This window comes from Caballeronia sp. 11_S32 (assembly GCF_056930355.1).
Genome location: NZ_JBXOWH010000003.1, coordinates 621,446 through 645,494, shown reverse-complemented (window position 1 = coordinate 645,494; position 24,049 = coordinate 621,446). Strand labels below are relative to the sequence as shown.

At 65.0% G+C, this 24,049-nt stretch carries 26 protein-coding genes; 8 read left to right on the top strand and 18 right to left on the bottom strand.

Annotated elements, in window-relative coordinates; genetic code table 11:
* The first annotated feature begins 82 nt into the window (after positions 1-82).
* Positions 83-1,627, top strand: coding sequence for a YifB family Mg chelatase-like AAA ATPase (locus tag AC1Z32_RS14640; RefSeq protein ID WP_483479332.1), 1,545 nt, complete (start codon positions 83-85; stop codon positions 1,625-1,627).
* Between the two features lie 380 nt (positions 1,628-2,007).
* Here the strand turns inward: AC1Z32_RS14640 and AC1Z32_RS14635 are convergent, their stop codons facing one another.
* Complete coding sequence (locus AC1Z32_RS14635; protein WP_483479331.1) at positions 2,008-2,535, bottom strand: hypothetical protein; 528 nt, start codon at positions 2,533-2,535, stop codon at positions 2,008-2,010.
* A 228-nt stretch (positions 2,536-2,763) separates the two neighbouring features.
* On the opposite strand from AC1Z32_RS14635, the gene AC1Z32_RS14630 reads away from it, so the two are divergent.
* Positions 2,764-3,300 carry a peroxiredoxin family protein gene (locus AC1Z32_RS14630; RefSeq protein ID WP_483479330.1) on the top strand — a complete coding sequence of 179 codons (537 nt, stop codon included), beginning with the start codon at positions 2,764-2,766 and terminating at the stop codon, positions 3,298-3,300.
* A 63-nt stretch (positions 3,301-3,363) separates the two neighbouring features.
* On the opposite strand, the gene AC1Z32_RS14625 is transcribed toward AC1Z32_RS14630, so the two are convergent.
* The 6 genes from AC1Z32_RS14625 to AC1Z32_RS14600 form a co-directional block, all read right to left on the bottom strand.
* Positions 3,364-4,704 (bottom strand): sigma-54-dependent transcriptional regulator, encoded by a 1,341-nt coding sequence (locus AC1Z32_RS14625; RefSeq protein ID WP_483479329.1) that lies wholly within the window; start codon positions 4,702-4,704, stop codon positions 3,364-3,366.
* A 19-nt stretch (positions 4,705-4,723) separates the two neighbouring features.
* Complete coding sequence (locus AC1Z32_RS14620) at positions 4,724-6,724, bottom strand: sensor histidine kinase (protein WP_483479328.1); 2,001 nt, start codon at positions 6,722-6,724, stop codon at positions 4,724-4,726.
* A 33-nt stretch (positions 6,725-6,757) separates the two neighbouring features.
* The gene (locus tag AC1Z32_RS14615) at positions 6,758-8,047 is read right to left on the bottom strand and encodes a dicarboxylate/amino acid:cation symporter (RefSeq protein WP_483479327.1); all 1,290 of its coding nucleotides are present in this window, start codon (positions 8,045-8,047) and stop codon (positions 6,758-6,760) included.
* Positions 8,048-8,500: 453 nt separating this feature from the next.
* Complete coding sequence (lipA, locus tag AC1Z32_RS14610) at positions 8,501-9,502, bottom strand: lipoyl synthase (protein ID WP_062609066.1); 1,002 nt, start codon at positions 9,500-9,502, stop codon at positions 8,501-8,503.
* Complete coding sequence (gene lipB / locus AC1Z32_RS14605; protein ID WP_483479326.1) at positions 9,499-10,281, bottom strand: lipoyl(octanoyl) transferase LipB; 783 nt, start codon at positions 10,279-10,281, stop codon at positions 9,499-9,501. The genes lipA and lipB overlap by 4 nt, the downstream gene beginning before the upstream one ends.
* Positions 10,282-10,364: 83 nt before the next feature.
* A complete protein-coding gene (locus tag AC1Z32_RS14600) occupies positions 10,365-10,691 on the bottom strand; it encodes a DUF2917 domain-containing protein (protein ID WP_483479325.1) in 327 nt (108 codons plus the stop codon).
* A 123-nt stretch (positions 10,692-10,814) separates the two neighbouring features.
* Between AC1Z32_RS14600 and AC1Z32_RS14595 the strand changes: the two genes are divergently transcribed.
* Positions 10,815-11,768 carry a transcriptional regulator GcvA gene (locus AC1Z32_RS14595; RefSeq protein ID WP_483479324.1) on the top strand — a complete coding sequence of 318 codons (954 nt, stop codon included), beginning with the start codon at positions 10,815-10,817 and terminating at the stop codon, positions 11,766-11,768.
* Here the strand turns inward: AC1Z32_RS14595 and AC1Z32_RS14590 are convergent.
* The 10 genes from AC1Z32_RS14590 to AC1Z32_RS14545 all read right to left on the bottom strand — a co-directional run bounded on the left by AC1Z32_RS14590 (position 11,752) and on the right by AC1Z32_RS14545 (position 20,564).
* Positions 11,752-12,075 carry a DUF493 family protein gene (locus tag AC1Z32_RS14590; RefSeq protein ID WP_483479323.1) on the bottom strand — a complete coding sequence of 108 codons (324 nt, stop codon included), beginning with the start codon at positions 12,073-12,075 and terminating at the stop codon, positions 11,752-11,754. The two genes, AC1Z32_RS14595 and AC1Z32_RS14590, sit on opposite strands and share 17 nt — an antisense overlap.
* Positions 12,076-12,086: 11 nt before the next feature.
* Positions 12,087-12,998, bottom strand: a complete 912-nt coding sequence (locus AC1Z32_RS14585) for a D-amino acid aminotransferase (protein ID WP_483479322.1) — start codon at positions 12,996-12,998, stop codon at positions 12,087-12,089.
* Positions 12,999-13,025: 27 nt separating this feature from the next.
* On the bottom strand, positions 13,026-14,228 hold the full coding sequence (locus AC1Z32_RS14580) for a D-alanyl-D-alanine carboxypeptidase family protein (protein WP_483479321.1): 1,203 nt from the start codon (positions 14,226-14,228) through the stop codon (positions 13,026-13,028).
* A gap of 390 nt (positions 14,229-14,618) precedes the next feature.
* The gene (locus AC1Z32_RS14575) at positions 14,619-15,245 is read right to left on the bottom strand and encodes an alpha/beta hydrolase (RefSeq protein ID WP_062609072.1); all 627 of its coding nucleotides are present in this window, start codon (positions 15,243-15,245) and stop codon (positions 14,619-14,621) included.
* Positions 15,242-15,571 (bottom strand): (2Fe-2S) ferredoxin domain-containing protein, encoded by a 330-nt coding sequence (locus AC1Z32_RS14570; RefSeq protein WP_483479320.1) that lies wholly within the window; start codon positions 15,569-15,571, stop codon positions 15,242-15,244. Before AC1Z32_RS14570 ends, AC1Z32_RS14575 begins: the two co-directional genes overlap by 4 nt.
* A gap of 95 nt (positions 15,572-15,666) precedes the next feature.
* On the bottom strand, positions 15,667-16,830 hold the full coding sequence (locus tag AC1Z32_RS14565; RefSeq protein ID WP_483479319.1) for a VanZ family protein: 1,164 nt from the start codon (positions 16,828-16,830) through the stop codon (positions 15,667-15,669).
* 49 nt (positions 16,831-16,879) lie between these two features.
* Positions 16,880-17,506, bottom strand: a complete 627-nt coding sequence (locus AC1Z32_RS14560; RefSeq protein ID WP_483479318.1) for an ABC-type transport auxiliary lipoprotein family protein — start codon at positions 17,504-17,506, stop codon at positions 16,880-16,882.
* A gap of 36 nt (positions 17,507-17,542) precedes the next feature.
* Entirely contained in the window at positions 17,543-18,502 is a 960-nt protein-coding gene (locus AC1Z32_RS14555; protein WP_483479317.1) for an MlaD family protein, read from the bottom strand.
* 56 nt (positions 18,503-18,558) lie between these two features.
* Positions 18,559-19,437, bottom strand: coding sequence for an ABC transporter ATP-binding protein (locus AC1Z32_RS14550; RefSeq protein WP_483479316.1), 879 nt, complete (start codon positions 19,435-19,437; stop codon positions 18,559-18,561).
* Positions 19,437-20,564: an MlaE family ABC transporter permease gene (locus AC1Z32_RS14545; RefSeq protein WP_483479315.1), complete on the bottom strand. Its 1,128-nt coding sequence runs from the start codon at positions 20,562-20,564 to the stop codon at positions 19,437-19,439. The genes AC1Z32_RS14550 and AC1Z32_RS14545 overlap by 1 nt, the downstream gene beginning before the upstream one ends.
* Before the next feature lie 59 nt (positions 20,565-20,623).
* On the opposite strand from AC1Z32_RS14545, the gene AC1Z32_RS14540 reads away from it, so the two are divergent.
* The 5 genes from AC1Z32_RS14540 (at position 20,624) to AC1Z32_RS14520 (ending at position 23,452) form a co-directional block, all read left to right on the top strand.
* Entirely contained in the window at positions 20,624-21,076 is a 453-nt protein-coding gene (locus AC1Z32_RS14540) for a type II toxin-antitoxin system RelE/ParE family toxin (protein ID WP_483479314.1), read from the top strand.
* A gap of 7 nt (positions 21,077-21,083) precedes the next feature.
* Entirely contained in the window at positions 21,084-21,401 is a 318-nt protein-coding gene (locus tag AC1Z32_RS14535; protein ID WP_483481632.1) for a helix-turn-helix domain-containing protein, read from the top strand.
* 72 nt (positions 21,402-21,473) lie between these two features.
* A complete protein-coding gene (locus AC1Z32_RS14530; protein WP_483479313.1) occupies positions 21,474-22,361 on the top strand; it encodes a biotin--[acetyl-CoA-carboxylase] ligase in 888 nt (295 codons plus the stop codon).
* On the top strand, positions 22,358-23,179 hold the full coding sequence (locus AC1Z32_RS14525) for a type III pantothenate kinase (RefSeq protein WP_483479312.1): 822 nt from the start codon (positions 22,358-22,360) through the stop codon (positions 23,177-23,179). The genes AC1Z32_RS14530 and AC1Z32_RS14525 overlap by 4 nt, the downstream gene beginning before the upstream one ends.
* Positions 23,180-23,212: 33 nt before the next feature.
* Positions 23,213-23,452: a hypothetical protein gene (locus AC1Z32_RS14520; RefSeq protein ID WP_062609082.1), complete on the top strand. Its 240-nt coding sequence runs from the start codon at positions 23,213-23,215 to the stop codon at positions 23,450-23,452.
* A 15-nt stretch (positions 23,453-23,467) separates the two neighbouring features.
* On the opposite strand, the gene rfaE2 is transcribed toward AC1Z32_RS14520, so the two are convergent.
* A complete protein-coding gene (gene rfaE2 / locus AC1Z32_RS14515) occupies positions 23,468-23,950 on the bottom strand; it encodes a D-glycero-beta-D-manno-heptose 1-phosphate adenylyltransferase (RefSeq protein ID WP_483479311.1) in 483 nt (160 codons plus the stop codon).
* Between the last annotated feature and the right edge of the window lie 99 nt (positions 23,951-24,049).

Below are 24,049 nucleotides of genomic sequence, written 5' to 3'. Positions count from 1 at the left end.
TTTGTTCGCATACCTCGGCTAGCGAGCCGTGAGTTTCTAGTTTTGTTGCCGGCGCGATCGAAGCGCCGTTTCAGGTGAAATCATGTCGCTTGCCGTGGTACGCAGCCGCGCGCCCGCCCCTGGGCGCGCGCCCGAAGTCGTCGTCGAAGTTCATCTCGCCAACGGGTTGCCGTCGTTTTCCATCGTCGGCCTGCCCGATCTCGAAGTCCGCGAAAGCCGCGAGCGCGTGCGCGCCGCACTCCAGAACTGCGGCTTCGACTTTCCCGTTCGCCGCATCACCGTCAATCTTGCGCCCGCCGATCTCCCGAAAGAGTCCGGCCGCTTCGATCTGCCCATCGCGCTCGGCATTCTCGCCGCGAGCGGGCAGATTCCGGCCGAATCGCTCGAGCATCGCGAGTTCGCGGGTGAGTTGTCGCTGACCGGCGCGCTGCGTCCGATGCGCGGCGCCTTCGCGATGGTCTGCGGCGCGGCGCGCCATTACACATCCATGCGCGATGCCGGTGCGCGCATCCCCGAGATCTATGTGCCGCTGGCCAGCGCGGCGGAGGCGGCGCTCGTGCCGGGCATCGAAGTTTTCGGCGCCGCCGATCTGCCGACGCTCTGCGCGCACCTCAATGGCGTGCCCGATGCACGCCTGCGGCCGGTGCAAGCCGTCACGCTTGCCCCGACAACCGCGCCTCGCGCCGATCTCGCCGACGTGATCGGCCATCCCGCCGCGCGCCGCGCGCTCGAAGTGGCGGCGGCGGGCGGGCATCATCTGCTGATGGTCGGGCCGCCAGGCGCGGGCAAATCGATGCTGGCCGCGCGTCTGCCGGGCCTGCTGCCGCCGATGAGCGACGACGAAGCGCTCACTTCCGCCGCGATCCTTTCGGCGAGTTCGATCGGTTTCGCGCCCGAGCATTGGCGCCGCCGGCCGTTTCGCGCGCCGCATCATTCTTCGAGTTCGGCGGCGCTGGTCGGCGGGCGCAATCCGCCGCAGCCGGGCGAGATCACGCTCGCGCATCTCGGCGTCCTGTTTCTCGACGAGCTCCCCGAATTCGACCGAAAAGTGCTCGAAACCCTGCGCGAGCCGCTCGAAGTCGGGCAAATCACGATATCGCGCGCCGCGCAGCAAGCGGACTTTCCGGCCGCGTGCCAGCTCGTCGCCGCGATGAATCCGTGCCCGTGCGGCTGGCGCGGCGACCCGAGCGGGCGATGCCGCTGCTCGCCCGATGTCGCCACGCGCTATCTGCGCAAGTTGTCGGGCCCGCTGATGGATCGCATCGACATTCAGATCGAGCTGCCGGCGCTCTCGCCGGCGGAGCTGTCGGTGCGCGGTTCCGAGCGCGGCGAATCGAGCTTAGTGGTCGCGGCACGCGTCGCGGCGGCCCGCGTCATACAGTCGCGTCGTCAGGGCAAGACCAATCGCGAACTCGACGGCCGCGAAGCCGACGATGTCTGCCGCCCCGATTCCGCCGGCGAGGCACTGCTGCGCGCAGCGGGCGAGCGCTTCGGCTGGTCGGCGCGCGCGCACTACCGGGTGCTGAAGGTCGTGCGGACGATCGCCGATCTCGCCGGCGCTGAAATGCCCGACTCATCCCATGTCGCGGAGGCGGTGCAGTATCGGCGGGTGCTATCCGTCGCCTGAAACCAGTGCCGGAAGGGGTTGGCCCAAGCTCTGCTAAGTGGAAAGATGCTTGTCAAGACTTGACTTATGCACACTGTAGCGATCCTGGCCATTGTTTCATCCGATCAAACCCCCGATTCACACCAATTTCGCAGACCTTTGATTTTATTGAATTATTTAACTTGCCGCGAACGGAGGCAAAGTAACGTAAACCGCATGAACTGGGCTTTTGCGCGTTACCGCACATTGTTTTCCACAAAGTTATCCACAGACATTGTGGATAGCGGAAAAAGTCCATACAAATCCGTGAATTAGCGCGTAAACTTACGAAGGAACTTTGGCTGTCTGAGGGAGCCTAAGACGCTTCTTAAGTCAGTAGTCGCAGAATTCGAAGGGTTCCTCTAAAAGAGTTTGAAGGACATAAAGAACTGGTCGGCCTGCTCCGTGGGCGGCGATTTGTCTGACACAATCGCAAGTTGATAAACATGCGCGCCGCGCGCGACGAACCGCGCGCGAATCGTCCGCGACTCTCTTTTCTCTCCGCTTTCCCCTTTCACTTCGATCTCGCTGCCCGCCACGCGGCCGCCCGCCGCCAGATCGATCTGCGTCGTGCGCGCCTCCGGCTTCGCGTTCACATTGCGCGCCAGGCCTTGCTGGAGGAAGTCGAGCGTCGCGCGCTGCAGGGCCGGGTCGTCGCTGGGCAGCACGACCGTTCCGACGGCGAACACCGCGTCGCCCGCTTCGGCGGTCTGCATGCGCATCGTCAGCGGCTGGCCGGCGATCTCGATCTTGCGCTCATCCGCGCGCGGCTTCGCCGGCAGCGTCACTTCGTAGCCGTCGTCGTTGTTGGTGACCGTGCGCCAGTCGTACGCGGGCGAACAGGCGAGCAGCGCGCCGCATGCGATCGATGCGCACACCAGCCGGTTCACGGAGGAAATGTTCGGAAGAAAGCGTTCTACAGCTCGCTGAAAACGGGAAGAATTCAGAGACACAACTCGTTTCATGATGAGTGGATGCGTGAAAACCATCATTATCACGCTGCAATGCCGGGCTTATCGGCGCGTCACGAACCCATCTCGAAATTGGCGCTAAAATATGCGGCAGTCTCCATGGCGGCCGCGTCCGCCCGTTCGCCGGAGAGGAATTCGAGGTTTCTCATGTCCCAAGCCACGCAAGACACACCCACGCGCGCCAAGAGCCCGCTGCGCTATATCGTGATGGCGCTCGTCGCGGGCGTGATCGCCTGCACCGGGTATTTCGCCTTCGGCGGCCAGCAGAAGGTGCCGGACGCGACGTTCACGCTGCTCTCGGGACAGAAAATTTCGACGTCGGGCGATCTCAAGGGCAAGGTCTATCTCGTCAACTTCTGGGCGACGAGCTGCGAGACCTGCATGAAGGAAATGCCGCAGATGATCGACACGTACAACAAGTTCAAGGGCCGCGGCCTGGAGTTCGTCGCGGTCGCGATGAACTACGACGCGCCAATGTACGTGAGCAACTACGCGCAGACGCGCAACCTGCCGTTCAAGGTCGCGATGGACGACGGCAGCGCGGCGAAGCAGTTCGGCAACGTGCAGTTGACGCCGACGACCTTCGTCATCGACAAGAACGGCAAGATCCTGAAGCGCTATGTCGGCGAGCCGACGTTCGCAGAGCTCGATCAACTGCTCGACAAGGCGCTCGGCGCGGCCTGACGCGCTGTCGAACGACCAAGCGAAAAACGAAAAGCCCGCTGGCGACAACCAGCGGGTTTTTTTTTATCGCTCCGACGAATCGCCCTTCACGACGATGCCGTAGCGCTTGATCTTCTCGTACAGCGTCGCCTTGCCCAACTGCAGCCGGTCCGCCGCCACCGCGACCGCGCCGCCGCACTGCTCCAGCGCTTCTGCGATCACCGCCCGCTCGAACTGCTCGGTGCGCTCCTTGAGCGATTGCGTCGAGGTATCGAGCGATGCCGCGGCGCCATCGTCGAGAATGCCGAGCACCATGCGATCCGCCGCGTTGCGCAGCTCGCGCACGTTGCCGGGCCAGTCGCGCTGCATCAGCTCCGCGCGCTGACGGTCCGTGATGAGCGGCGCGGGCCGCTCGTAGCGCACGGCGGCGTCGAGCAGAAAGTGCTCGAAGAGCGGCACGATATCCTCGCGGCGCTCGTTGAGCGGCGGCAGCGTGATCGTGACCACGTTCAGCCTGTACAGCAGGTCGCGCCGGAACGTGCCATCGGCGACGTGCTCGTTCATGTCGCCCTTCGCCGCCGCGACAACGCGCAGATTCGCGCGCACCGGCTGATTCGAGCCGAGCCGCTCCAGCACGCCGTCCTGCAAGACGCGCAGCAGCTTCACCTGCAACGAAAGCGGCATGCTCTCGATTTCATCGAGAAAGAGCGTGCCGCCCGACGCATGCTCCAGCTTGCCGACGCGCCGCTTCTGCGCGCCGGTGAACGCGCCCGCCTCGTAGCCGAACATCTCCGATTCGAACATCTGCTCCGGCAGCCCGCCGCAATTCACCGCGATGAACGGCTTGTCGCGGCGCGGCGACATCTCGTGCAGGCTGCGCGCGATCAGTTCCTTGCCGGCGCCGGTATCGCCGTTGATGAGCACGGAGGCATCCGTCGGCGCGACGTTCGAGATCAGCCGCCGCACCTGCTCGATCGCCGGACTGCGCCCGATGATGCGGCTCTGCCCCGCCCCCGCGAGTTCGCGCCGCAGCGCCTGGTTTTCGAGGACCAGCGACCTGCGCTCGAGCGCGCGGCGCACCGCTTCGATCAGGCGTTCGGACGCGAACGGCTTCTCGATGAAGTCGTAGGCGCCGTCGCGCATGGCCTGCACGGCCATCGAGATATCGCCGTGGCCGGTAACGAGAATCACCGGCACTTCGGGCGCGCGCTCGCGGCATTGCGCGAGCAGATCGAGGCCGCTCGCGCCGGGCAAACGAATATCGCTGACGATCACGCCCGGAAAACTCGCGTCGATGGCGCGCGCGGCCGATTCGACGCTGCCGTGGCCCGTTACGTCGAAGCCCGCGAGCTGAAGGCTCTGGACGCTCGCGCGCCGCACGAGTTCGTCGTCTTCGATGAAGATCACCTGCAAACCGGTGCTCATGTCTTGCCTCTGCAAAGTGTTACGCGCGTCGCAGCGTCAGTACGAATTCTGCGCCGTAGGAGCCGTCCGCGTCGGCCTGCGTGCCGCCTTCGGGACCGTCCGCGACGATCGGCGCGACGCGATTTCGCGCGGTGAGCGTGCCGCCGTAATCGCGCGCGATCGCCGATGAAATCGCGAGCCCGAGGCCTAAGCCCTGCCCCATTTCCTTCGTCGTGAAGAACGGCTCGAAAAGACGCGGCAGCGCGTCGGCGGGAATGCCCGGCCCGTTGTCGCGCACGATGATCTCGATCGCGTCCTCGCGCGCGTCCAGCTCGACGACGATGCGCGGCCTGTCGCACGACGCGACCGCATCGAGCGCATTGCCGATCAGGTTGATGAACACCTGCTCCAGCCGCAAGTCCTCGCAGCGCACGAAGACCGACGCGGCACCCTCCGCGAGCGCCGGCGCGACATCGATGACCACGTTCTTCATGCGCGGACGGAGCATCGAGAAGACATTGCGCAGCGCCCGCGCCACGTCCGCGCGCGCGTTCTTCGGCCGCGCCTTCGTGACGAAGAGCTTCAGCTGGTTCGTGATGTTGCCCATGCGCTCGGTCAGCGACGCGATCGCTTCGAGATTCTCGCGCGCCGCCGCCTGATCGCCGCGGTCGATCAAAACGCGCGTGTTGTCGGAGAAGCTGCGCAACGCGGCGAGCGGCTGATTCAGTTCGTGGGTGATACCGGCCGCCATCTGGCCGAGCGCGGCGAGCTTGCTCGCCTGAATGAGCTCGTCATGCGCGGCGCGCAAATCCTGTTCGGCGCGCGTGCGCTCGTTCACTTCCCGCATGAGCTGCTCGTTGGCTTCTGAGAGATCAGCCGTGCGCTCCGCGACGCGCTGATTCAGTTCGGCATAGGCGGTCTGCAGAAGCTCGCGGCTGCGGATCATCTCGCGCACGCGCGCGCGCCGCATGCGCCAGTAGAACGCGAGCGAACAGAGCGACACGAACACGAGCGCCGTGACGACGACCGCGGTCTGCGCGGCGCTTTCGACGGGATCGAGCGCCGCCATCGTGATCAGTTGCCAGTCCGGCTCACCGATCGAGCGATGCGTCGCGAGATACGCCGGCGCACGGCGTCCGTTCATCCCGCCGCCGACGCGCACGATCTGCGCACCGCCTTCGAGCGTCTTCACGATGGTCATCGGCAGCGGCGTGATGGCTTGCTGCGCGTACTGGCGCGTCGCGTAGACGGACGCTTCGATGTTCTGCGGCAGCGGCCGCACCGTGTGATATTTCCACGCCGGCACCGACGAAAGAAAGATCACGCCGTGATCGTCGGTGACGATGAGCGGCTCGGATGCGTCGGCGCCTTGCAGCCATTCGAGATTGAGCTTCACGACCGCGACGCCGATGATCTCTTTCGTGCCCTCGCGGTAGACGGGCTGCGAGATGTAATACCCCGGTTCGATCGAAATGGTGCCGATGCCGAAGAACCGGCCGACGCCGCTTTTCACGGCATCGATGAAATATGGCCGGAAGCTGTAGTCCACGCCGACGAAGCTATCCGCGCCGTTCCAGTTGCTCGCCGCGACGCAGGTGCCGTTCGCGCGGATCAGATAGGTGACGGTGGCGTGCGCACGCGCGTTGAGATCTTCGAGATAGCGGTTCGCGCGTTCGACGTTCGCTTGATCCGGATGATCGAGCGCGTTTTGCACAACCGGATGCCGCGACAGCAGATACGGCAGATATTCGTAGCGATCGAGCGTGCTCTTGAGCGTGTTCGTCGTGCGATCGACACGCGCGGCGGCGTTGAGCCGGAGCTCGTCGATACCGCTTTGCCACGCGAGATGCCACGTGAGCGCGCAACACGCCACGAGCGCGGCGAAGAGCGCTAGGAACACGAGGATGCGGCGCGTCACGTGAGCAGATTCTCGCGGTTGAGGATCTGTCATTGTGGCATACGCGCCTTCGGGATAAGGCCCGGCGGACGCCGGATGCGACTGCGGCGAAGCGCTCGCAGATTGAGGCTTCGCCGCTTGCATGATCGCGTCGTCCGAGGTTGTTGCCGAACGTGCTTAGACGGACTTCACTTCTTCGGTGTCGGTCACGTCAACATCGCGTGACAGGGCCGCCTTCAGCTTGCTGCGGTCGAGCTCTTTCTCCCATGCCGACACGACGACCGTCGCCACGCCGTTACCGACGATGTTCGTCAGCGCGCGGCATTCCGACATGAAGCGGTCGATACCGAGAATCAGCACCATGCCCGCGAGCGGAATCGTCGGCACGACGGCGAGCGTCGCAGCCAGTGTGATGAAGCCCGCGCCGGTCACGCCGCTCGCGCCCTTCGACGTGAGCATCGTCACCGCGAGCAGCGTCAATTGCTGGCCCCACGTGAGATCCGTGTTGGTCGCCTGCGCGATGAACAGCACGGCCATCGTCATGTAGATGTTGGTGCCGTCGAGGTTGAACGAGTAGCCGGTCGGCACGACGAGACCCACGACCGAGCGCGAGCAGCCGAGCTTTTCGAGCTTGAGCATCAGTTGCGGCAGCGCGGCTTCCGACGAGCTCGTGCCGAGCACGATCAGCATTTCTTCCTTGATGTACGCGACGAACTTCAGCACCGAGAAGCCGACCATGCGCGCGATCGCGCCGAGCACGACGACGACGAAGATGATCGACGTCAGATAGAACGTGCCGATGAGCTTCAGCATCGGCACGAGCGAGCCGATGCCGTACTTGCCGATAGTGAACGCCATCGCGCCGAACGCACCGATCGGCGCGAGCTTCGTGATGATGCCAACCATGCCGAACAGGATGCTCGACAGGCCTTCGATGAAGTTCGTCACGACCTTGCCGCGCTCGCCGACGTGCGTCAGCACCGCGCCGAACAGGAGCGCGATCAGCAGGATCTGCAGGATTTCACCCTGCGCGAACGCCGACACCAGCGTGTCCGGGATCAGGTGCATGAAGAAGTCGACCGTGCTCTGGCCGTGCGCCTTCGTCGCGAAGGAGTCGACGGCCTTGTGGTCGAGCGTGGCCGGATCGACGTTGAAGCCGACGCCCGGCTTCAGGATGTGCGTCGCCGCGAGGCCGAGGATCAGCGCGAACGTCGACACGATTTCGAAGTACAGGAGCGCCTTGCCGCCGACGCGCCCGACCTTCTTCATGTCCTCCATGCCGGCAATGCCGGTCACGACGGTACAGAAGATGATCGGCCCGATCACCATCTTGATGAGTTTGATGAACCCGTCGCCGAGCGGCTTCATGTCCGTGGCGAGAGTGGGATAGAAGTGCCCGAGCGCGATGCCGATGATGATGGCAACGATCACCTGCACGTACAGGACTTTATAAATGGGTTTTTTCACGATGGTTCCAGGCAATAACAAGCAGTTGGCGGAAAGGTCAGCCAGCGGCGAGCGTGACGCGCGGAAGCGTTTCTGTCGTGCACGGTGAATCTGTGGGATGCGCACGCCGAATCGAGTCGCGTAAGCGATAGCCGCTTCGTCGACGGATTCAGGGACGTTTGGATGCGAGAGGGGTCATCGGCTTGTCTCCTTGACTTTTATGGGCGGCTCAAAGGCCGTGGCGCTTATATTGCAAGGGTGATGCCAGTTTTTTATCTTTTTAAGTCTTTGATTTTTATTGTTTTTTGTTCGGCATCATTTCAACGGAATCCGAGTTTCCGGAAATCCGAAAACCGGGCGTCCGGGGTTCTGGAAGACGCCGGCGCCCTGACGCTTCAAATTACCGACGCACGCTCGAAAAAAAACCCACGGTCGCCCGTGGGTTTTCTCATTCGCAGCGCAAGCCGCGGGCCCTCAAACCACACCCGCGCCGTGCGCCTGCACGTCCGCGTGATAGCTCGACCGCACCATCGCGCCGACGGCCGCGTGCGTGAAGCCCATCTTGTACGCCTCTTCCTCGTACATCTTGAACGTATCCGGATGCACGTAAGCCCGCACCGGCAAATGATGCTCCGACGGTTGCAAATACTGACCGATCGTCAGCATGTCCACGTCGTGCGCGCGCAGATCGCGCATCACCTGGAGAATCTCCTCTTCCGTCTCGCCGAGGCCGACCATCAGACCCGACTTCGTCGCGACTTCCGGATGCAGCGCCTTGAAGTCCTTCAGCAGCTTCAGCGAATGGTGATAGTCCGAACCCGGACGCGCTTCCTTGTAGAGACGCGGCACCGTTTCGAGATTGTGGTTCATCACATCGGGCGGAGCAGCGGTCAGGATGTTGATCGCGCGATCCAGCCGGCCGCGGAAGTCCGGCGTCAAAATCTCGATGCGCGTTTCCGGCGAATGCTCGCGCACCTGCCGGATGCACTCGACGAAGTGCGCCGCGCCGCCATCGCGCAGATCGTCGCGATCCACGGAGGTGATCACCACGTATTTCAGCTTCAGCGCGCCGATCGTGCGCGCGAGATTCAGCGGCTCGTCCTGATCGAGCGGATCGGGACGGCCATGGCCGACGTCGCAGAACGGGCAACGGCGCGTGCACTTGTCGCCCATGATCATGAAGGTCGCGGTGCCCTTGCCGAAGCATTCGCCGATGTTCGGGCAGCTCGCCTCTTCGCACACCGTATGCAGGCTGTGCTCGCGCAGAATCTTCTTGATCTCGTTGAAGCGCGAATTGCCCGTCGCGGTACGCACGCGGATCCACTCCGGCTTCTTCAGCTTTTCGATCGGGATGACCTTGATCGGAATGCGCGACGTCTTCGCTTGTGCCTTCTGCTTGGCAGTGGCGTCGTAAGCGGTGGGCGACGAAGCAGAAGCGGCGGTATCGCCAGCCAGGTTTGCGGTTGCGTCAGTCATTCGGTCGATCCGGTTGTTGCAGCGGCAATTGCGGGGTGGCCGCCGATTTGATGTGCCAGCCGTTCGGCGAGCACGAAGGCTACGTCGCGCCAGCCGGCAGCGACGCCGAGCGTCGCCATGTCGACTGTTTCGAGCCCCGCGTAGCCGCACGGGTTGATGGCGAGGAACGGCTGCAGGTCCATCTGCACATTCAGGCTCACGCCGTGATAGCTGCAGCCGTTGCGAATCTTGAGTCCGAGCGCGGCGATCTTCGCGCCTTCATGCAGTCGATGCAAACGAACGTTCGCACCTCGATCCGCCTGCGCCACGGAGGGCGCGGCGACATAAATGCCTGGCGCGCCGGCCTTGCGGTCTGTGGCGAGATTATACGTCGCGAGGGTTTCGATCACGGCCTCTTCGATGCGCCGCACCAGCTCGCGCACCATCAGCTTGCGGCGGCGCAAATCGATCAGCAGATAAGCGACGATCTGGCCCGGCCCGTGATACGTGATCTGTCCACCGCGATCCACCTTGACGAGCGGAATGCCGCTCCCGGCGAGGAGAAGATGCGCCGGATCGCCCGCGAGGCCGAGCGTGAAGACCGGCGGATGCTCGACGAGCCAGATTTCGTCCTGGGTTTCCGGCGTGCGGGCGTCGGTGAACGCGCGCATCGCATCGAAGCTTTGCTGGTACGGCTCGACGCCACGCCAGCGCAACGCGGCCGAATAGTCACCGGAACTGAGCACGGTGTCGGACGCGTCGGGAAATTCTTGTGGAAGTGCGAGCGGTGTGGCGGACATGGTGCCGGTAGTTTACCGAAATCGACCCATGCCCGCCGATGGTGAATTCGCATGCCTTCGATGGCATTTTTGAATAGTTGATGTCAGACAGTGCGCCAGCCCGAACGGAACCGCTGCGCAAGACGCTCGATGCTGGTCGAGAGCCAGTGCATCGCGCGTTCGTCGCAACGCGGCAGGATCGTGAAGACGACATGCGCCGGACGGTCGCCCTCGACGGACAGCCAGAGCCGCTCACGTTCGCGCAGCTTGAGGTTGTCGCCGGGCGCGAGCCAGTAATCCTCGATGTCGTTGCTGCGCGTCGCCCAGACGGGATTGCCCTGCACCGTGAGGCGCGTGCCGCGCGCAATGCGCATCGGCACGGTTTCGCCGGGCTTGATTTCGAAGGTGACGCTTGTTGATATTTCTCGCATGATCCACTCCGCCAAGGGAACGTTTCGATGACTACAATCCTAGGCGTGGCAAGGCCTCAGACAAAACGATCAATTTTCACCGCTATGTGAGCCGTATTGACAACGACAACGCCGACAATCCACATGGACCTCCGCCAGCTTCCCGCCCTGAACGCGTTGCGCGCCTTCGAGGCCGCCGCCCGTCACGAAAGTTTCTCCCGCGCCGCCGACGAACTTTTCGTCACGCACGGCGCGGTCAGTCATCAGATTCGCGCGCTGGAAGCGGAGTTGGGCGTGTCGCTGTTCGCGCGGGACGGCAAGCGCGTGCGCCTGACCGATCGCGGCCGGCAGTACGCCGCCGAGGTGCGCGCGGCGCTCGTCTCGCTGGCGGAAGCCACGCGCCGCATCCGTTCGGGCGATCGGGACCGTCGGCTGATCGTGTCCATGCTGTCGTCGTTCTCGGCGCGATGGCTGACGCCGCGCGTCGGGCGGTTCATCGAGAAGCATCCGGAAGTCGACCTCGAATTGCTGTCGACGAACGCGCTCACCGACTTCAATCGCGACGACGTGGACGTCGCGATCCGCTTCGGCTACGGCAAGTACGCGGGCCTGCACACCGAAGAATTGCTCGACGAAGTGTTCTTTCCGGCCTGCTCGCCGAATTTCCGGGGCGGCGAGTTGCCGCGCGTGCCGCGCGATCTGGCGACCATGACGCTCCTGCGCTCGGACGAGGAACTGTGGCGTCCATGGTTCGACGCCGCCGGACTCGCGGATCTTCCGGAGCCCAAACGCGGTGTTTTATATGAAGATTCGTCGAATCTGCTGCAGGCGGCCATCGACGGGCAGGGAATCGCGCTCGTGCGCCGCTCGCTGGCGATGCAGGAAATCATCGCGGGGCGGCTCGTCCGGCTTTTCAACGTCGACGGCCCGAGCCCGTGGAAGTACTACTTCGTGTGCCCGGCCGCGCTCCTTCAGACGAAGCGCGTGCAGGCATTCAGGGAATGGATTTTCGATGAAGCCGAGCAGTTCAGGCTGCTCTACGAGCGCACGCCGGCGGTGTGCGATGCGCCCGCGGGCAAGATCAGAGCACTACCTTGACCATCGGATGCCCGGTGAGCGCGCGATAGATATCGTCGAGATGGGCGCGATTCTGCGCGCGCACGGTGCAGGTGAGGCCCGTGTAATTGCCGCCGGAAGACGGCCGCGCCTCGACGCGCGATGCATCGAACTCGCTGTCGAACGCCTTGAGCACATTGACGATCGTGTCGTGGAATTCCGGATGCGTCTTGCCCATCACTTTGATCGGGAAATCGCAGGGAAAGTCGAACAGTTCGTCGGCGCTGTGCGCGGCGGAATCGGTCGGATCGGCGGATTGGGGCTTCGAGTCGGGTTTGGAATCGGACATGGTTTTCTCCTTCACTTCGCGCGTTTCACCTCTTCCGCGAATTCGCGCGCTTTGGCCCGCTGGTAGGCATCGTAGAGTGCAGCATAGACCGGACCGGGGCGGCCCTCGCCGACGCTCTTTTCGTCGAGCGTGGTGATCGGCATGACTTCCTTGGTCGCGGAGCTGATCATGATTTCATCGGCCGAGCGCAATTCCGCTTCGGTGATGTCGCGCTCCTCGAACGGGATGCCCGCCTCGCGCGCCAGTTCCTCGATGAGCCCATAACGGATGCCTTCGAGTATGCGCGGTCCGCGCGGCGCGCCCAGCAGCGTGCCGCCCTTCACGATCCACACATTTGAGGACGAACCTTCGGTAAGCAAGCCATCGCGCAACTGGATGGTTTCGAGCGCGTCGTTTTCGGCGGCGTGCTGCGCCATCAGCACATTGCCGAGCAGCGAGATCGACTTGATGTCGCAATGCAGCCAGCGCTTGTCTTCGGCGGTCACGGCCACGGCGCCGCGCGCGCGATCCTCCATGCTCGGGAAAACGAGCTGGCCGAGCATGATGAACACGGTCGGCGTGATGCCCGCCGGAAACGCATGCCCGCGACGCTTCGCGACGCCGCGCGTCACCTGAATATAGACGAGCGCATCGCCGTTGCCGGCGTTCTCCTGAATCACGCGGTCGATGAGCGCGCGCCAGCCGGCGTCATCGAACGGATTGTCGATGCGGATCTTGCCGAGACTGCGATTCAGCCGCGCGAGATGCTGCTTCAGCCGGAAAGGCAGACGCGCGCCATCGGCTTGCGCGTAGAGCGGCACGACTTCATACACGCCGTCGCCGAAGATGAACCCGCGGTCGAGCACGGGAATGCGCGCTTCGGAAAGCGGCCCCCACTCGCCGTTCAGATAGACCGTCGGATCGAACACTTCAGGCTGGCTCATCGGGACCGCTCCTCTTTCGACTATCGATTATTTACGCCTTTGCCACCACAGCAGGGCCGAATCCCACAGGCGGCCGAAGATGCCTGCCTCCGGCACGTCCTGCAGCGCGACGAGCGGGAACTGCGCGACTTCCTTGCCGTCCGCCATCATCTTGACGGTGCCGATCTGCTGGCCCTTCTTGATCGGCGCGACGATCAGATCGTTGCGCGAGACCGCCGGCTTGACCTTGTCGCCCAGCCCCTTCGGCACGGTGATGTACTGGTCGGTCGTGACGCCGGCCTGCACGTTGTCCGTCGCGCCCTTGTACACGCGCGGCGATTCGATCACCTGATTCGCCTTGTAGAGGCGCAGCGCGTCGTACGCGGTATAGCCGTAGTTCAGCATCTTCAGGCTGTCCTGCACGCGGTTGTGCTCTTTCGGCTCGCCCATCATGACGGCGACGAGCCGGCGGCTCGCGTCGGGCACGCCCACCAGCGAACGCTTCGAGGTCGCGATCAGGCAATAGCCCGCGGCCTTCGTGTGGCCGGTCTTGAGGCCATCGACGGTCGGATCGAGCCACAGCAGGCGGTTGCGGTTCGGCTGCTTGATCTTGTTGTACGTGAAGTCCCGCACCGAGAAGATGCTGTAGTACTCGGGGAAGTCGCGGATCAGGCGCGTGGACAGCACGGCGAGGTCGCCCGCGGTGGTGTAGTGCTGCGGATCGGGCATGCCGTTCACATCGGCGAAATTCGTGTGCGTCATGCCGATGCGCTTCGCCGCCGCGTTCATCAGCGTCACGAAGTTGCCTTCGCTGCCGCCGACGAGCTCCGCGAGCGCGATGGCCGCGTCGTTGCCCGACTGGACGATCATGCCGTACACGAGATCGTGCACGGTGACAGGCTTGTTCGCCTCGATGAACATGCGCGACTCGTCGGTCCGCACGCGGCGCACGGCCTCGCTCGGCATGACGGTCTGATCCATGTTGATCTTCTTCGACTTCAGCGCGTCGAAGACGAGATACGCGGTCATCAGCTTCGTGAGCGACGCCGGCTCGACGCGTTCATCCGGATTGCCCGATGCGAGCACCTGATTGCTGGTGGCATCGACGAGCACCCACGAGCGCGCGGTCACATCGGGCGGCGGAACTTGTGCGAAAGCGCTTGCTGCCGCCAGCACGGCGGGCAACACGAAAGCGGTTTTGACGGAAATGGAAACAGAAGAAACAGACAGGCCGGAAGGGACAAAGCGCATAGGATCGATCGGCGGAAAAAACACGCTACGACGATGGCGATCGGGGATCGGAGGATCGGCGAAGCACGGGTTGAACAGGCAGACCGTCGCTGCCGTCGGGCTTCTCGCCATGACAGCGGCGCGCGCGGCGCCGCGGCGAAGAAGCGCTCGTTCGACAGACGGACGCGAAAACGGTTCTCGGAAGCCGGGGTTTCGAAAGAAGCGGCCGGAAACAGCGAAAAAATTCTGCGCCATTATACGCGCGGGCCGCAGCCGGTTTCCTTCGAATCTGCGCGGTTGCCGCTCGTTTTAACGTTTTTCAGGCTGCGCTTAGCCGCTTTTACCGATCAAGATACGATGCGCGCGCGAAGCCCTTCAAAGAGCTTGCGCGGTTCGCGCATACGTGACCGCTCAACGCCATGCGTCGACGATCACGCGCTTGAGAATGTGCAGCTTGCGGTGGAAGAAGTGCTCGCCGCCGGGAATCACGACGACCGGCAGCTCCTGCGGCCGCGCCCAGTCGTAGACGGATTGAATAGGCACGGTGTCGTCCACTTCGCCGTGGATCACGAGCGTCGTGTCGGGCACGGGCGCGACCTCCCAGCGGCTCGCCGCCGTGCCGACGAACACCATGCGCTCGATATCCTTGCCCGCTTCCAGCATGCGCTTCGCGACATGCGACAGCACGAAGGTGCCGAACGAAAAGCCCGCGAGCACGATCGGCACGTCGGCCTGGCCCGGCTGCGCGCGCATGTGGTCTATTACCGCGAGCAAGTCGTCCTGCTCGCCAATGCCGTTGTCGTGCTCGCCGCCCGTCTGCCCGACGCCGCGGAAGTTCGAGCGGTAAGTCACGTAACCGAGCTGGACCATGGTGCGCGCGAGCGTCTGCGCAACCTTGTTGTCCATCGTCCCGCCGAATAGCGGATGCGGATGCGCGACGAGCGCAATGCCGCGCGGCGCGGCATCGGTTTTATCGAGCGCGCATTCGATCTTGCCGACGGGCCCGTCGATGAGGAATTTTTCTGTTTGCGCGTTCATGCCGGTTGATCGATGAGAAGACGTTCGACGATTTTGCCGTTGACGAGATGCGAATCCACGATTTCATCGATATCGGTTTCATCGACATACGTGTACCACGTGCCTTCCGGATACACGACGACGACCGGCCCGAGCTCGCAGCGGTCGAGACATCCCGCCTTGTTGATGCGCACCTTGCCTTCGCCCGCGAGGCCCAGTTGCTTCACGCGTTTTTTCGCGTGCTCCTGCATGGCCTGCGCGTTGCAGTTCGCGCAGCTCGGGCGCGGCGCGTCGGCGTCGCGCTGATTCAGGCAGAAGAACACGTGGTACTTGTAGAAGGAATCCATGAGCGTGGTGCGGTGAGAGTGTCGGTCGATTATAGCGAGCGATGTTCATGCCCGCCCTGTCGGCCGGAGCTGACGCACGGGCGCTCGCCCTCTTCTCAAGCGGCGCGCCGCGCGCGCCGCCGCGCGAGCCATGCGCGCTCCGCCGCCGATGCGAGCCAGCCGAGCGCCGCATACGGCCACACCCACGCGAGCCAGTGCGCGAGCCCGTTGAAATGCAGATAGCGCCCCTGCCGCCAGTCCGCGAGCACGATGTCGAAGTACGGATTCACCGGCAGCAGATTGACGAGCGCGAGCGAGACGACGAGCGCGGCGCCCGCAAGCGCCGCCCTGAAGCCGCGCGGCAGCGACACCGACAGCACGCCCGCCATCGCCGCGACGGCGATGCCTTCGAGCGCGCCGTCCGTCGCCCAGTCGAAGGTCAGGCCCGCGCGCGATTGCAGGAATGCCGCGCCGGCTTTCGCGAAGAGCGTCATCGCGATCAGGAAGAGCATCAGCCGGATACGCGGCGCGCGCTTGCGCGTGAGCAGCGTCGCGAGCACGAGCGCGGCGAACAGGCTCGTCGACGTGATCAGCGCTTCCCACAGATCGTCGGGCAGAAGCGCGCCGAGCCGGTCCGGCCAGCTTTCGACGTCCCACGCGGCGGGCGTCCACGCGAGGACGGCGTCCTGCATCGCCGGGTCGAGCTCGTCCCACAGCACGCGCGGCAGGTCGCCGCCGCCGAAGAGATACGGCGCGGGGAACATCGCCGCGAACGGCCACAATGCCGTGAGGCCGATCACGTACGCCGCGTCGCGCTCGAACCACGTGAAGCGGATGCGCCGGAGCAATCCGCGATCGAGCAGCGCGCTCGTCGCGGGCGCGATCAGCACGCCGCCGACGAGCGCGCCGAACGCATTCGCGGCGAGATCGAGATTCGAGGCGACGCGCGTTGGCAGGTACGTCTGGATCGCCTCCATCGTGCCGGACAGGAACGCGCCGCCGAGAAGCGCGGCGCCCACGGCGAGCGTGCCGCGAACACGCGGATAGAGCGCGAGCACGATCAGCGCGCCGAGCGGCATGTAGCCGAGCACGTTGGTGACGACATCGAAGGCCGTCAGATATTGCGGCAGCGGATCGGCGAGATACGCGAGCGGCCCGAGACCGAGCGAGCGCCAGCCGGAGAACGGATAGAGCGAGCCATAGACGACGAGCGCCGCGTATGCGGCGAGCGCCTGCCGGGAAAACGCCGACGGGCGGCGCTGCCATTGCTTGATGGTCATGAGCCGCCCGGACGCCTCCGTGCTGGGCGGATGGTGAAACTGCCGAATGTCATCGTGAGGCGGAAAGGGGTTGCGCGGCGAGCCACGCGGAAATCTGGGCGATCACATCGTCCGATGCGGCCGCGAGCGCGCGCGCGCCGCCCGATGCATCGGCGCTCGATGCGGGCGCGCTCGCGGCGAAGCTGCGCTGGCTGACCACGCGGCCCTGCTGCGTGAGCGTCGCGCGCACGGAGACGAGGCCGCGGCTTTGCTCGGGCGCGTCGAAGACCTGCTCGAAGCCCGTCAGTTCGACTTCGAGCAGCGGCACGGCGCGCACCGGATCGGCGCCCGTCAGGATCGGGCCGCGCGCCGCGAGCGCCTCGCGCAGACGCTGCGTCAAAAGCTGCGCGGGCGGCATCGTCCAGTGGCTCGTGGAATAGTTGCCAGTGCGCTGGGCATCGACGTAGCTCAGGCGATACGCGAACGCGTCGGTTTCCAGATTGCGCGGCGCGCTGACGGCGAGCACCTTCACCGGCGGCATAGGCGCGGCCTTCGCCGCCGCGTTCGCGGTGGCTATCGCGCCGAGGTCGTAGCGCGCTTCGGGCATCGCGGTCGACGTCGATCCGCAGCCCGCGAGCATCGCGACGCAGGCAAGGGCAAAGGCCGCAGCCGCTCTTTTGAGGTCGATATCTGACATGTCGTGTCTCGATCAATTCGTCGATCTATTCGTCGATCAATGAGCCGGCTGCGCAGGCCACGTGAAACCGGGCTCGCCCGGCCCCGGCGCCTGCCGCGGCGCGCCGAACAGCACGCTGCGCGGATTGGTGCTGAACGCGTCGGCGGCTCGATCGACCGAGCGTGCGGCCGCGCTCACGTCGTCGCTGAAGGAGTAAAGGCGCGGCAGCGCCTCGAAGCCGACGCGCGCCGTCACGAAGCGCAGCGACTCGTTCATGTCCGCGAGCGCCGCACTCGCATCCTCCGCGGCCTTGCCCGCCTTGTTCAGATTCGTGACGAATGGGCCATCCGGGCGATTCAGGTTCTGCACGAACTGATTGGTCGAGGCGAGCGTGGTGTTGACCTGCTTCAGGGTTTGCGGCAACTGCGCCGTCGCGGGCTGGACCTGGCTCGCGAGCGTCGCGATGCCGTCGGCCGCGCCTTGCAGGCTCTTCGTCGTGGCCATGAGCTGGTTGCGCACGTCGTCGGAGAGGAACTTGTCGGCGTCATCCGCGAGGCGCTCGAACTTCTTCAGGATCACGTCGCCGCGCTGCTGCAACTGCTCGAACAGGCCCGGGCGCATCGGCACTTCGGCGACGTGCTGCGGTGATGAAGCCAGCGCGGTCGGATCGGTGCCGGTGTCATCGAGCTGCACGAACGCGATGCCGGTCACGCCCTGAAATCCGAGCGTCGCAAACGTGGAGTGTGTCATCGGCGCGTTCTTGTCGACGAGAATGCGGATGCGGATCTGCCCCGGATGCGCGCGGTCGAAGCGGATCGATTGAACCTTGCCGACGCCGAGACCGCGATAACGCACGGCCGCGTCCGTGAAAAGCCCGGTGACATTGGTGCGCGCGATCAGGTCGTACGGCACGCGCACCGTGCGATCCACATTGAAGAAGAACACGGCGAACGCGATGGCCAGCACGAGAACGATCGTGAAGAGCCCGGTCCAGAACGCATGTGATTTGTTTTCCATCGGCAGGTTCCTTTGGCTTCCCGGCGGCGTCGGCCTGTTCCGGACGCGTCATGCGGCTACTTGTTGACGGCAATCGGGGCGTCCTCGAGCGCGGCCGGGGGCAGCTTCGCGCGGCGCTCGGGCGGCAAGGCCTGCAGCGCGCGGCGCCCGCGCCGCCCCAGAAAATACTCGCGGATGAACGGATGATCCACCGCGCACGCTTCTTCCACCGGCGCCGCGACGAGCACGCGCCGGTCCGCGAGCACGGCGACGCGCGTGGAGAGCGCGACCATCGTATCGAGATCGTGCGTGACCATCACGACAGTCAGCCCGAGCGCGCGGTGCAGCGTGGCGATCAGATCGACGAACTCGTCCGATGCCTTCGGATCGAGGCCGGCCGTGGGTTCGTCGAGAAAGAGCAGCTCGGGTTCGAGCGCGATCGCCCGCGCGATGCCCACGCGCTTCACCATCCCGCCCGACAGCGCCGACGGCATCTTGCTCGCGTGCTTGCACGACAGGCCGACCATTTCGAGCTTCAGCATCACGAACTCGCGGATCAGATCCTCGGGAATCTTGCCGAGCTCGCGAAACGGCTGCGCGATGTTGTCATACACGGTCAGCGACGAGAACAGCGCGCCCTGCTGGAACATCATCCCGGAGCGCGTGCGCAGCATCTTCGCGGTTTCGTCGTCCATGCGCGCCCATTCCTCGCCGAGCACGCGAATGGTGCCCGAAGTCGGCGATTCGAGCCCGAGAATCTGCCGCACGAGCGTGGTCTTGCCCGAGCCGGAGCCGCCCAGCAACGCGACGATCTCGCCGCGCCGCACGTCGAGATTCAGATGCTCGTGAATCACCGTGCGTCCGTAGCGCTTCGTCACGTCGCGCACTTCGATCACCGGCTCCGCGATGACGGGCGGCGGCTGATGGCGAACGGCGGTGGCGAGCGTGGTCGACATTACAGTCCTACGTTCTGGAACAGGATCGCGAACACGGCGTCCGCGAGAATCACGATGGTGATCGACGTCACCACGGATGTCGTCGTGCCTTCGCCGAGGCTCTGCGAATTCGCCTTGATGCGAAAGCCGAAGTGACACGCGGCGAGCGCGATCAGCATGCCGAACACGACGCCCTTGCCGAGCCCGATCCACAGATTCGCGATCGGCACGACGGACGGCAGCGAGCGGATGAAGAAGTTGATGTCGATGGACAGCACGAGCTTGGCCGCGAGCGCGCCGCCCGTCAACGCGATGATGTTGGTCCACATGACGAGCAGCGGCATCGCGATGCCGAGCGCGATCACGCGCGGCAGCACGAGCCGCAGTCCGTGCGGGATGCCCATGACCTGCATCGCGTCGAGCTCCTCGGTGACGCGCATCACGCCGATCTGCGCGGTGATCGCGGAGCCCGAGCGCCCGGCGACGAGAATCGCCGAGAGCACCGGCCCGAGCTCGCGGATCACCGAAAGCCCGAGGATGTTCACGATGTACTGGTTCGCGCCGAACGCCTGCAATTGCTGCGCGGACAGATAGCTCAGCACGATGCCGATCAGGAACGCGACGAGCGCGGTGATCGCGAGCGCCTGCGCGCCGGCGCTGTAGATATTGGCGGAAATCTCGGTCCACGGAATTCGCTGCGGACGCCGAACGAGCCCGACGAGATCGAGCACGAAGCCGCCGAACATCGTAAGGCCGCCGTGGAGGTGATCGAAGAAAGCGAAGATGAGCTGGCCGAGCCGCGTGACGGGATCGACGCGATCGACGGGTTCGGGCTCCTCGCGCTCGGCGTCGAGCAGCGCGACGCGCTCGAAGATTTCGCGCTGCGTATCCGAAAGCGCGATGGTCGCGGGCATCTTGCGGCCCCAGACGCGCCAGAGCGCCTGCCCGCCCACGTGATCGAGCCGCTCCACAGAAAGCAGATCCCACTGGCCGATCGCCTCGCGCCCGATGGCGCGCAGCCGCCGCGTGACGCCGCTCTTCGCGCGATCGCGGGCGAGCGCCAGCGCGGTCCACTGGCCCGAGAGCCGGACCACCTTGCCCTGCTGACCGGCTTCCACTCTCAGGCGTGGCGGCGTGTCGAAGTCCAAGGATGGATGGCGCGATGAGACGCGGTTAAAGGGGAGAGGACATTGTAGCGAAGTGCGTGGTGGGGGCGGGGGATGGTGCAGCTTATGCCGAACGGATGAATTCACCGCGGCTCTCGCGCAGCGAACACTGGAGATCAGCACATCACTTTGTCAACTTAGCAAATATGCTAATCTCCCAATCCAGCGGCTGGACCATTGCTTACTACGACGACCTTCTGCGCCGAGACATCGAGCGCTTTCCTGAAGACATTCTTTCCGACTATCTGCGCCTGGTCGACATGATGGAAGTCTTTGGTGCGAACTTGGGAATGCCGCATTCGAGAGCCATGAGCCATAAGCTCTTCGAGTTGCGGCTAAGCGGTAAGGAAGGCGCTGGCCGCGTGCTTTACTGCACGCTCAAGGGAAAGCGAATCGTCGTGCTGCATGCGTTCATCAAGAAGACGCAGCGGACACCACTCAAAGACCTGCGCGTTGCGCGCAAACGCCTGAAGGAAGTTCAACAAAATGGCTAAGACCCGGATGCAGCGAGAAATGGAAAGGCACTACGACCCGGTACCCCATACCAGGGAAGACACCGCCCGGCTGCTCTCCAATCCCAAAGTGAAGGCGGCATACGACGCGCTCGAACCCCGGTACGCGGAACTGGAAGCGCTGCTTCGGGCCCGCAAGGACGGAGGTCTTACGCAAAGGCAGATCGCGGAGCGCATGGGCACGACGGCTTCGGCGGTTGCGCGACTCGAGGCATCGCTCATTAGTGAAAAACACTCGCCGTCCCTGGCGACACTGCGCAAATATGTGGCGGCGTGCGGTAAGACCCTGCGGATTTCGTTGGTCTGAGCGCCTTGCGGACGTAGGTGACGCCGCCATTTGACGCGAAAAATCCCCCCTCGCGCCGCTACAATACCCGCCATGAACCCACCCCCCTTCGCCCCCGACGCGCCCTGGCGCATCGACCGCACCCGGCTCGCGGCGCTCGCCGAGCGGCCCGCTCGCGACTGGACCATCGACATCGTCGACGAGACGGGCTCCACGAACGCCGACCTGATGGAGCAGATGCGCGCCTCGCGGCATGACAGCGCGCCCGCGCCGATCGTCCGCATCGCGTATTCGCAAACCGCCGGGCGCGGGCGGCGCGGCCGCGCGTGGCTCGCGGAACCGGGCAATGCGCTCCTGATGTCGGTCGGCTGCGTGATCGAGCGTCCGATCGAAGGGCTGTCGGGCCTGAGTCTCGCCATCGGCACCGCCGTGCTCGATGCGCTCGCGCGCCTGCCGCTCACGCCATCCGCGCGCCCCGCGCTGAAATGGCCGAACGATGTCCTGCTCGACGACGGCAAGCTCGCCGGCATTCTCATCGAGACCGCTTGGAGTACGCCGGATGCGACGGCGGTCGTGATCGGCGTCGGCATGAACCTGCACGGCGCGGAGCAGCTCGCCGCGCAAGTCGACGATGCGAGCCGCCTCGCCGCGTCGTCCGTGCTGGGCACCGCGCCCGCCGCGCTCGCGCGCGCATGGCCCGACGCCAATCTCACCGATACCCTCGCCGCGCTCCTCAACGCGCTCGACACGGCACTGCCGCGCTTCGAAGCAGAAGGCTTCCGGCCGTTCCGCCAACGCTGGCTCGACGTGCACGCGTGGGCCGGGCGCGAAGTCGCCCTGATCGATCAAGGCATGGAAGTCACGCGCGGCATCGCGTCGGGCGTCGATGACAGCGGCCAGTTGCTGATCGACACACCCGAAGGTCCGCGCGCGGTCACGACCGGCGAACTCACGCTACGCCTCACGAAGGAGCGTCCGTGAACGCATCCGCGAGCGAGGCGCCGTATCTGCTCATCGACGCGGGCAACAGCCGCATCAAGTGGTCGCTCGTCGATCAGGACGGCGCGTCGCTCGTGAACGGCGCGTTCGAACACGCGCATCACTCGACGATCGCCGACGACGCCGCGCTCGACACCTGGGTCGACCTGCCCGCGCCGGAGAGCGCATGGATTTCGAATGTTGCCGGGATGCCGGTGCAGAACCGCATCCAGCGTCTGATCGACGCGCGCTGGCCGACGCTGCCACGCACCGTCGTGCGCGCCCGTGCGGCGCAGTGCGGCGTCGTCAATAGTTATGCCGATCCGACGCGTCTTGGCAGCGACCGTTGGGCCGGCATGATCGCGGCGCGCGCGGCCTATCCCGGCGAGCATCTGCTCGTCGCGACCTTCGGCACCGCGACGACGCTCGAAGCATTGCGCGCCGACGGCGTTTTCACGGGCGGCCTGATCGCGCCGGGATGGTCGCTGATGATGGAATCGCTCGGCAGCCACACCGCGCAACTGCCGACGCTCGATGCCTCCTCGGCACGCGAGGCGCTGAATCAGACGCGCAGCCTCTTCGCCACCGACACCGCCGCCGCGCTTTCGGCCGGATGCCTGCTCGCGCAGGCGAGCCTGATCGAGCGCGCGTGGCACGACCTGAAAGCGGACTGGCAAGCCGACGTCCGCCTCGTGCTCGGCGGCGGCGCGGCAAATGAAATCGCGGGCGCGCTCAACGTCCCGCATACCCGACACGATTCCCTCGTGCTGTCCGGCCTCGCGCTCATCGCGCGCGACGCGACGGCGCGCCATTCATCCTGATTTGCTGATTTGATTGACGGACGGAGCCCAAGAATGCTGCGCTGGCTGATCGCCCTTCTGATTCTCGCCAACCTGCTGATGTTCGCGGTCATGCGCGGCCTGTTCGGTCCGCTTCCCGCGGCCGGCGCGCGCGAGCCGCATCATCTGTTGCAGCAGGTTCATCCCGAGGCGCTCGCGACGCGCCCGCTGCATCCCGAGGAAGCGTTCGATCAGCCGCGTGTCGGCGGACCGGCGCCCGCGGCCAACGTGCAGACCGTGCCGCTCGGCCAATGATGCGGCTACGCGGGCTCAGGACTGCGCGCGGACCTTCTTGAGGAGCGCGGTGGTCGATCGGTCGTGTTCGAACGCGATCGCGAGCGCCTTGCCGCCCCATCCGCGCACGAGCGCCGATTCGGCGAGCTTGTCCATGTCGTAGTCGCCGCCCTTCACGAGCACGTCGGGGCGCACGGCCTCGATCAGCTCAAGCGGCGTCGATTCCTCGAATTTCACGACCCAATCGACGCTTTCCAGCGCCGCGAGCAGCGCCATGCGATCGTCCTCGCGATTGATCGGGCGATCGTCGCCCTTGCCGAGCGTGCGCACGGAGGCATCGCTGTTCACGCCGACGATGAGCGTCGCGCCCAGCGCCTTCGCATCGGCGAGATAGGTGACGTGGCCGCGATGCAGAATGTCGAAGACGCCGTTCGTGAAGACCACAGGACCGGCGAGCGTGGGACGGCGCGCGGCGAGCGCTTCGCGCGTAATCATCTTGCGTTCGAAAATGGCGGGCATGGCGGCGCTCGCTCCAATGTCTGAAAGCGCGCATTGTGCCACGCCGCCCGGCGCGAACCCGTTTCAATGTGGACCGAAAAGCAAAACGGCCCGCCGGTT

Bases quoted from the DNA above. Each gene is read 5' to 3' on its own strand.
- rfaE2 (WP_483479311.1), bottom strand. From the start codon at position 23,950: ATGCCCGCCATTTTCGAACGCAAGATGATTACGCGCGAAGCGCTCGCC.
- AC1Z32_RS14595 (WP_483479324.1), top strand. From the start codon at position 10,815: ATGGACCTCCGCCAGCTTCCCGCCCTGAACGCGTTGCGCGCCTTCGAG.
- lipA (WP_062609066.1), bottom strand. From the start codon at position 9,502: ATGACTGACGCAACCGCAAACCTGGCTGGCGATACCGCCGCTTCTGCT.
- AC1Z32_RS14550 (WP_483479316.1), bottom strand. From the start codon at position 19,437: ATGTCGACCACGCTCGCCACCGCCGTTCGCCATCAGCCGCCGCCCGTC.
- AC1Z32_RS14575 (WP_062609072.1), bottom strand. From the start codon at position 15,245: ATGAACGCGCAAACAGAAAAATTCCTCATCGACGGGCCCGTCGGCAAG.
- AC1Z32_RS14530 (WP_483479313.1), top strand. From the start codon at position 21,474: ATGAACCCACCCCCCTTCGCCCCCGACGCGCCCTGGCGCATCGACCGC.
- AC1Z32_RS14535 (WP_483481632.1), top strand. From the start codon at position 21,084: ATGCAGCGAGAAATGGAAAGGCACTACGACCCGGTACCCCATACCAGG.
- AC1Z32_RS14580 (WP_483479321.1), bottom strand. From the start codon at position 14,228: ATGCGCTTTGTCCCTTCCGGCCTGTCTGTTTCTTCTGTTTCCATTTCC.
- AC1Z32_RS14640 (WP_483479332.1), top strand. From the start codon at position 83: ATGTCGCTTGCCGTGGTACGCAGCCGCGCGCCCGCCCCTGGGCGCGCG.
- lipB (WP_483479326.1), bottom strand. From the start codon at position 10,281: ATGTCCGCCACACCGCTCGCACTTCCACAAGAATTTCCCGACGCGTCC.
- AC1Z32_RS14520 (WP_062609082.1), top strand. From the start codon at position 23,213: ATGCTGCGCTGGCTGATCGCCCTTCTGATTCTCGCCAACCTGCTGATG.
- AC1Z32_RS14600 (WP_483479325.1), bottom strand. From the start codon at position 10,691: ATGCGAGAAATATCAACAAGCGTCACCTTCGAAATCAAGCCCGGCGAA.
- AC1Z32_RS14590 (WP_483479323.1), bottom strand. From the start codon at position 12,075: ATGTCCGATTCCAAACCCGACTCGAAGCCCCAATCCGCCGATCCGACC.
- AC1Z32_RS14570 (WP_483479320.1), bottom strand. From the start codon at position 15,571: ATGGATTCCTTCTACAAGTACCACGTGTTCTTCTGCCTGAATCAGCGC.
- AC1Z32_RS14565 (WP_483479319.1), bottom strand. From the start codon at position 16,830: ATGACCATCAAGCAATGGCAGCGCCGCCCGTCGGCGTTTTCCCGGCAG.
- AC1Z32_RS14620 (WP_483479328.1), bottom strand. From the start codon at position 6,724: ATGCAAGCGGCGAAGCCTCAATCTGCGAGCGCTTCGCCGCAGTCGCAT.
- AC1Z32_RS14625 (WP_483479329.1), bottom strand. From the start codon at position 4,704: ATGAGCACCGGTTTGCAGGTGATCTTCATCGAAGACGACGAACTCGTG.
- AC1Z32_RS14630 (WP_483479330.1), top strand. From the start codon at position 2,764: ATGTCCCAAGCCACGCAAGACACACCCACGCGCGCCAAGAGCCCGCTG.
- AC1Z32_RS14560 (WP_483479318.1), bottom strand. From the start codon at position 17,506: ATGTCAGATATCGACCTCAAAAGAGCGGCTGCGGCCTTTGCCCTTGCC.
- AC1Z32_RS14555 (WP_483479317.1), bottom strand. From the start codon at position 18,502: ATGGAAAACAAATCACATGCGTTCTGGACCGGGCTCTTCACGATCGTT.
- AC1Z32_RS14585 (WP_483479322.1), bottom strand. From the start codon at position 12,998: ATGAGCCAGCCTGAAGTGTTCGATCCGACGGTCTATCTGAACGGCGAG.